The organism is Micromonospora tarensis, assembly GCF_016803395.1.
GTDB classification, from domain to species: domain Bacteria; phylum Actinomycetota; class Actinomycetes; order Mycobacteriales; family Micromonosporaceae; genus Micromonospora; species Micromonospora tarensis.
In genome coordinates this window covers 1-7,091 of sequence record NZ_JAEVHL010000297.1, presented here as the reverse complement: position 1 = coordinate 7,091, position 7,091 = coordinate 1, and the positions used below count along the sequence as shown (strand labels likewise).

General features: G+C 72.0%; 7 protein-coding genes and 2 pseudogenes. 5 read left to right on the top strand and 4 right to left on the bottom strand.

Features of this window, described 5'->3' with window-relative positions:
• Positions 1-145 precede the first annotated feature (145 nt).
• Together JM949_RS31935 and JM949_RS31930 are read right to left on the bottom strand one after the other, a co-directional pair.
• On the bottom strand, positions 146-550 hold the full coding sequence (locus tag JM949_RS31935; protein WP_203151814.1) for a hypothetical protein: 405 nt from the start codon (positions 548-550) through the stop codon (positions 146-148).
• A 26-nt stretch (positions 551-576) separates the two neighbouring features.
• Positions 577-1,092 (bottom strand): NUDIX hydrolase, encoded by a 516-nt coding sequence (locus tag JM949_RS31930; protein ID WP_309232422.1) that lies wholly within the window; start codon positions 1,090-1,092, stop codon positions 577-579.
• Between the two features lie 50 nt (positions 1,093-1,142).
• Here JM949_RS31930 and JM949_RS31925 point away from each other — a divergent pair, with 50 nt between their 5' ends.
• Positions 1,143-1,634, top strand: a complete 492-nt coding sequence (locus JM949_RS31925; protein ID WP_203151812.1) for a type II toxin-antitoxin system PemK/MazF family toxin — start codon at positions 1,143-1,145, stop codon at positions 1,632-1,634.
• 12 nt (positions 1,635-1,646) lie between these two features.
• Here JM949_RS31925 and JM949_RS31920 read toward each other — a convergent pair whose 3' ends face one another.
• Positions 1,647-2,294, bottom strand: coding sequence for a flavodoxin family protein (locus JM949_RS31920; RefSeq protein ID WP_203151811.1), 648 nt, complete (start codon positions 2,292-2,294; stop codon positions 1,647-1,649).
• Positions 2,295-2,755: 461 nt separating this feature from the next.
• On the opposite strand from JM949_RS31920, the pseudogene rox reads away from it, so the two are divergent.
• A pseudogene (gene rox, locus JM949_RS31915) lies at positions 2,756-4,182 on the top strand (rifampin monooxygenase).
• Between the two features lie 3 nt (positions 4,183-4,185).
• On the opposite strand, the gene JM949_RS31910 reads toward rox, so the two are convergent.
• A complete protein-coding gene (locus tag JM949_RS31910) occupies positions 4,186-4,836 on the bottom strand; it encodes a GGDEF domain-containing protein (RefSeq protein ID WP_203151810.1) in 651 nt (216 codons plus the stop codon).
• 263 nt (positions 4,837-5,099) lie between these two features.
• Here JM949_RS31910 and JM949_RS31905 point away from each other — a divergent pair, with 263 nt between their 5' ends.
• The 3 genes and pseudogenes from JM949_RS31905 to JM949_RS31895 form a co-directional block, all read left to right on the top strand.
• The gene (locus JM949_RS31905; RefSeq protein ID WP_091406718.1) at positions 5,100-5,339 is read left to right on the top strand and encodes a DUF397 domain-containing protein; all 240 of its coding nucleotides are present in this window, start codon (positions 5,100-5,102) and stop codon (positions 5,337-5,339) included.
• Positions 5,340-5,529: 190 nt separating this feature from the next.
• Positions 5,530-6,363 carry a helix-turn-helix domain-containing protein gene (locus JM949_RS31900; RefSeq protein ID WP_203151815.1) on the top strand — a complete coding sequence of 278 codons (834 nt, stop codon included), beginning with the start codon at positions 5,530-5,532 and terminating at the stop codon, positions 6,361-6,363.
• A 256-nt stretch (positions 6,364-6,619) separates the two neighbouring features.
• Positions 6,620-7,091, top strand: a pseudogene (locus JM949_RS31895) (LacI family DNA-binding transcriptional regulator); the annotation flags it as partial.

The window sequence follows — 7,091 nt, the reverse complement described above, 5'->3', positions numbered from 1 at the left end:
CGTAGCCGGCCGGCCCACGGGCTGCCGGCGCCGAGCGCGCGGGCGTCGGCGACGTCGAACGGCGTCGCCCAGGACACCCGGGTGGCCAGCGCGCTGGCCAGGGCCAGCACCACGTCCGGCCCGACCCGCAGCGGAAACGCCTCGATCAGGCCGAGGGTGTGCTCGCCGCGCCCAGGCGTCCAACCCCGCCTGGTCCGGGAGCATGCCGACGGCTGTGGTCGTGGGCAGCGGCGGCCCGCCACGTCGCCGGGCCGCCGTTGCCCTGGCCGGTCGGTGCCAGAGCGCGGTGGCGGACGCGACCAGCGGATGCGGGTGCGTCCAGCAGGGCTCGGGCGACCTCGGCCGCGCTGGTCACATCGGTGCCCAGAGCGTGGGCCAGCTCCTCGGCGGCGGGGTCCTCGGTGCTCGGGTCGGCGTCGGCGGCCGCGGCGGCGCCTACCGCGAGCAGCAACCAGGCGCCGAGCGCGGAGGCGACGTGGTGCCGGTCGCCGGCTGTGGCGTGCAGCCGCCTGGCGTACCCGGCGAGCGGCCCGTGCAGATCCGTCCTCATGCCCTCACTCTGCCCGCCGAGGCGGCTCACGACCACAGCTCGAACGGCTCGTCGATCTCGGTTCCGGCGAGGAAGGCGGTGATCAGCCGGGGGAGCTGTCCTGGGTAGAACCGCTCCCGGCTGGCCACCACCTCCGGCAGCGGCCACCAGCGGAAGTCGAAGTAGTCCTCGCGCTCGTAGTCGAGCCGGTGCGTCTCGTCCACGTCCGGGCCGGGGCCCGCCAGCCGTACGGTGACCACCACCTCGTCCTGGACGTGGCGCAACTGGCGGTGCAGGAAGCTTGCCCGCCGCCGCCAGGTCGGCGCGCCCACCTGGTCGGCGGCGACCACGATGCCGGTCTCCTCCCGTAGCTCCCGCACCGCCGTGTCGCGATAGGTCTCCCCGGGGTCCATGCCGCCGCCGGGCAGCTCCCACCAGGTGCCCAACCGGGGATGGTCCGGGTCGCGGGTGCGGAACAGCAACACCCGGTCGGTGTCGTCGACGACCACCACCCGCACCGCGCGCCGTTCCCGGATCGGTAGGTCGTGCGGGAGATCGTTCACCGGACCAGTCTGTCGCATCGGCCATCGCGGCGGCGGGTAGGCTGCCCGCCGTGGCTGGTCTGTTGAGAAATGTCGCGGCGCGTATCTCTCGGGTGGGTGCGGCGATCCCGTCGCCCCGTCGTACCGGGCCGGCCCCCGCGCAGGTGGCCCGCCGCCGTCAGGTGAGCGCGTTGCAGCGCCGGGAGCTGACCTACGCGCCGGAGCGGGACGGCCAGGCCGACCCTGGTGAAATCGTCTGGACCTGGGTGCCGTACGAGGACGACCCCCGGCAGGGCAAGGACCGGCCGGTGCTGGTCGTCGGGCGGCACAGCCGGACGCTGTTCGGGCTGATGCTGTCCAGTCAGAGCGAGCGGGACGGGCAGCGGCACTGGCTCGCGCTCGGGCCGGGGGAGTGGGACCGTGACAACCGGCCGAGCTGGGTCCGGCTGGACCGGGTGCTCACCATGCGCGAGGACAGCATCCGCCGCGAGGGCGCGGTGTTGGACCGGCCCCGGTTCGACCGGGTCGGGCAGGCGTTGCGCGCCGGCTACGGCTGGCGCTGATCCGCGCGCTGGTTACGGCTCGCGGCTCGGGCCGACCGCGGCGGACTGGGCGTTCGGCGGGGGGTACGGCTGGTCGGCGAGGAGCCGGGCCAGGTGCGCGGTATTGAGCGCGAGGGCCTTCGTGGTGCGGCCGGTGGTGTCGGGTTTGGGGCCGGCGTCGCGGTAGTCCACGGTCTGGAGCGCCTCGCCGACCCAGTAGGTCGCGGCAGCGGCGGCGATGGTGAAACCCACCTCGTTGAGCGCCTGCTGGACCTGGCCGACGGTGTGGTGCGCGCCGTCCTCGTTGCCGACCACGGCGACGCCGGCCACCTTGCCGTAGGTGAGCAGCCGGCCCTCGTCGTCGGTCTCGGAGAGCTCGGCGTCGAGGCGTTCGAGGACCATCTTGCAGACGCTCGACGGCTGACCGAGCCAGATCGGCGTGGCGATGACGAGCACCTGGGCGGCCAGCAGTTTGGCGCGGATCGCCGGCCAACCGTCACCGTCGCCCTCGTCGGTGGAGACCCCGAAGCGCACGTCGTGGTCGGCGACCCGGACGAGTTCGCCCTCGACACCCTGCTCGGCCAGCTCGGCGAGCACCTCCCGGGCGAGCTGCTCCGAGCTGGACGGTGCCGGTGACGGCTTGAGGGTGCAGTTGAGCACCAGGGCGCGAATGCTCGCCACGTCGGTTCCCTTCGACGTCGGATCGGACTGCCGACTCGGATACCCGCCCGGCGACCCGGAACACCTTGCGATCAGCCTGCTGGGCCGGCACCTCGCCCGGCTGGGCCCTGATGTTCGTCCTGGGCGGGGGTCTCGCCGTCGCGCCGATCACCCGGGGGGCAGCAGCGGTCCGTGCTCGCCGGATACCGCCCGGATCGTGCGGGGCCTGGTGTCACCGGTCGGACTGGTCACCGTCGCCGACGCGGCGCTGCGCGACCTCGGTGGCTGCTGCCGGTAGGTCGCTCATCAGGCCCGGTGTGGCGTAGGGCGGCGATCGTCGACGGCGGACAAAAAGAAGGGCAAGGAGGTCACGACCTCTTGCCACTCTCAACGTATATCGCACCCGGGGTCTTGCCGCAAGACCGGGGGGATGCCGCAGAATCACCAGCCGATGCCCAAAGCTGGGAGAACCGGGGGATTTCATGATCGATGTGATCATTGCTGGCGGCGGGCCGACCGGCTTGCTGGTGGCGAGCGAGTTGCGGCTGCACCGGGTGCGGGTGCTCGTCCTGGAGAAGGAGACCGAGCCGACCCGCTACGTCCGTGCGCTCGGCCTGCACGCGCGCAGCATCGAGGTGATGGACCAGCGTGGCCTGCTGGACCGGTTCCTCGCGCTCGGCACGCAGCACCCGGTCGGTGGGTTCTTCGCCGCCATCCCCAAGCCGTCACCGCCCGACCTGGACACCGCACACGGGTACGTCCTGGCCATTCCGCAGACCACCACCGACCGCCTGCTGTACGAGCACGCCACCGACGTCGGCGTCGAGATCCGACGTGGCTGCGAGGTGATCGGGCTCAGCCAGGACGAGAACGGGGTGACAGTGGAGCTGGCCGACGGCACCGCGCTGCGCTCGCGCTACCTCGTCGGCTGCGACGGCGGCCGCAGCACGGTGCGCAAGCTGCTCGGCGTCGGCTTTCCCGGTGAGCCCAGCAGCGTCGAGTCGCTGCTGGGCGAGATGGAGGTGGGCGTACCGCCGGAGACGGTGGTCGAGGTGGTGACCGAGGTCCGCAAGACCCACCTCCGGTTCGGTCTCGGGCCCCTCGGCGACGGCGTGTACCGGGTCCTGGTGCCCGCCGAGGGGGTGGCCGAGAACCGCACCGTCCCGCCGACCCTCGCGGAGTTCCAACAACAACTGCGGGCGTACGCCGGCACCGACTTCGGGGTGCACTCACCGCGCTGGCTCTCCCGCTTCGGCGACGCCACCCGGCTGGCCGAGCGGTACCGGGTCGACCGGGTGCTGCTGGCCGGCGACGCGGCGCACATCCACCCGCCGACCGGCGGGCAGGGGCTCAACCTCGGCATCCAGGACGCGTTCAACCTCGGCTGGAAGTTGGCGGCCGAACTCAACGGCTGGGCGCCGGAGGGGTTGCTGGACACCTACCACACCGAACGGCACCCGGTGGCCGCCGACGTCCTGAACAACACCCGCGCGCAGATGGTGTTGCTCTCACCCGAGCCGGGGCCCGGTCGGTGCGCCAACTCCTGTCGGAGCTGCTGGACTTCGAGGAGGTGAACCGGTATCTGATCGAGAAGATCACCGCGATCGGCGTCCGCTACGACGTCGGCGACGGTCACGACCTGCTCGGGCGTCACCTGCGTGATGTGCGGTTGAAGCGGGGGCGGCTCTACGAGCTGATGCACGGCGGTCGAGGGCTGCTGCTCGACCAGACCGGCCAGCTCTCGGTCGCCGGGTGGGCGGACCGCGTCGACCACGTGGTCGACGTCAGCGAGGAGCTGGACGTTCCCGCCGTGCTGCTGCGCCCGGACGGGCACGTGGTGTGGGTCGGCGACGAGCAGAGCGACCTGCTCAGCCGGCTGTCGCGGTGGTTCGGCGCGGCCGTGGCCTGACGGTCAGCGCTCCGCGAGCAGGGCGCTGTCGACCAGTTGCCGGGGCGGCCGGGCGACGCCGAGGCTCTTCGCCTGGTACATCGCCGCGTCGGCGCGGCTGAGCGCGTCGGTGAGCTGGGCCGGGCCGGTCACCGGGGCGAGCCCGACGGACGCGGTGACCCGGACGCTGCACCCGTTGAGCCGGATCGGCGCGGCGACGGTCTCGCTGAGCCGGCGGGTGGAGTGCTCGATCCAGCGCCGGTCGACGGTGGGGGTGGAGAGCAGCCCGGCGAACTCGTCGCCACCGAGGCGGGCGACGAGGTTGTCCCCGGCGAAGCCGGCCAGCCGCTCGGCCACGCTGATCAGCACCTGGTCGCCGGCGGCGTGCCCGTACCGGTCGTTCACCTGCTTGAAGTCGTCCAGGTCGAGCACCACGGCGATCAACGGCTGGCCGGCGGCGTCGGTGAGCAGGGCGGCGGCCAGGCGGTAGAAGGCGCGTCGGTTGGGCAGCCCGGTGAGCGGGTCGTGACTCGCGGCGTGCCGCTCGGCGGCGAGCTCGGCCTGGAGGTGCCCGATCTCGGCCTCGGCGCGCACCGCCCGCCGGCGCAGTTGCCAGGAGGAGAGCAGCGCGCCGGCCGCACAGAGGCCGGAGGCGACACTCATCGGATCCGGCACCAGCCCTCCCATCGCCGCGACCGCCTCCAGCCTCCGCCCGCCGCGGCGCGCCGCGTCGGGCCCAGTTTTGCCTGATGGTTGCCCCTGTGGGGGTAACTCAAAGTGAACGGATGGGCACCGATCACGTGCGTTATCATGCTCGCCGTCGGATGCAGATGCAATAGCAGATGCACGTGCAGAACCGTCCAATGTCGATATCGCACCCCCTCGCCGGCACCGCTCCTCCCACGGCCACCGGCGGGCTCGTAACAGAAAGAGCCCCCATGCAGCAGCCACCCAATGGCGTACCGATCCATCAGTTGCCGCCGCTGAGCTGGCAGAAGAGTCGCCGCAGCAACCCCAGCGGCAACTGCGTCGAACTAGCCGAACTGCCCGAGGGAGCGGGCATCGCGGTCCGCAACTCACGACACCCCGAGGGGCCGGCGCTGATCTACACGGTGGACGAGATCGCCGCGTTCGTGCTCGGCGCGCGGGACGGAGACTTCGACCACCTGATCAACTGATGGTCCCACTGTGGGTCGTCCCGGAGACGGGACTGATTTGCCGACGCGGAGGAGTTCACCTCACTGTCGGTCCATGGCATGCTTACACGTCGGCCGGGCCGGGGCGCCCGCGCCGTGGGTCGTGTCCGGAGGTCCGCACGTGACAGTTCCCGCCGAGGGTGGCCCGACAACCGGGCCGACCGTGCTGCGCATGCTGCTCGGCGCCCAGTTGCGGCGCCTGCGGGAGTCCAGCGGGGTGACCCGGGAGGGCGCCGGCTGGGAGATTCGCGCCTCCGAATCCAAGATCAGTCGGATGGAGTTGGGCCGGGTCGGCTTCAAGGAGCGCGACGTCGCCGACCTGTTGACCCTCTACGGCGTCACCGAGACCCACGAGCGCGAAGCACTGCTGAAGCTCGCCCGGGACGCCAACAGCCCCGGCTGGTGGCACCGCTACGGCGACGTGTTGCCGAGCTGGTTCCAGTCGTACCTCGGCCTGGAGGCCGCGGCGGCGCTGATCCGTAGCTACGAGGTGCAGTTCGTGCCCGGCCTGCTGCAGACCCCGGAGTACGCCCGTGCGGTGGTGCTCCTCGGGCACGGCTCGGCCGGTTCCGCCGAGATCGACCGTCGGGTCGCGTTGCGGATGCAGCGGCAGCAGTTGCTGCACCGGGAGAACCCGCCGCTGCTCTGGGCCGTGGTGGACGAGGCGGCGTTGCGCCGGCCGATGGGCGGTGTCGAGGCCATGCGCGGCCAGCTCGCCGCGCTCATCGAGGCGACCAAGTCACCCCACATCAGGCTCCAGGTCATCCCGTTCGCCGCCGGCGGACACGCCGCCGCCGGGGGTGCCTTCACCATCCTGCGCTTCGGCGACCAGGAGCTGCCCGACATCGTCTACATCGAACAGCTCACCAGCGCCATCTACCTGGACAAGCGCGAGGATCTGGATTACTACGCGGTGGCCATGGAGCGGCTCTGTGTCGAGGCCGAACCGCCGGAGCGTACGCCGGAGATCCTCGGGCGGCTGCTGGACGACCTCTACCCGGCCTGACGCCGCACGCGCCCCGGTCGCGCCTTGGTGGGGTACGCGTCGACGGCCGCGTCCGTCCCTGCTGGACCGCCATCGTATTGACCCAAGTGACGTGGCGGGCTAATCTCTGTATCGATGCAGTCTGCATCGATACAGAAAGGTGCCGGGTGAAGCCAACACTGCAAGCCGTGGCGGACGCCGTAGGCGTTTCCCGCAGCACCGTGTCCAACGCCTACAGCCGCCCGGACCAGCTCTCCACCGCCCTTCGGGAACGATCATGGAAGCCGCCCACCGGCTCGGCTACCCCGGCCCCAACCCGACCGCGCGCTCGCTGCGCCGAGGGTTCGTCGGCTCGATCGGGGTGCTGTTCACCTCGCAGCTGTCGTACGCCTTCACCGACCCCTTCGCGGTCCGCTTCCTCGCCGGTGTGGGCGCGGCCACCGAGCGGCACGGCACCAGCATGCTGCTGGTGCCACTGCCCCGGTCGGAACCCGACGCCCGCCGCGCCGTGGAGAACGCCGCGGTCGACGGGTTCTGCGTCTACTGCGTCGCCGACGAGAGTTGGGCGCTGGACGTGATCCGGCAGCGCGGACTGCCCTACGTCAGTACGGCCGTCCGCGCGGACGTCGCCCCCGACGAACGGTTCGTCGGCATCGACGAGCGGGCCGCCGCCCGCGGCGTCGCCGCCCACGTCGCCGGCCTGGGCCACCGCCGGGTGGCCCTGCTGGCCGACTCGTGCTGCCCGACGC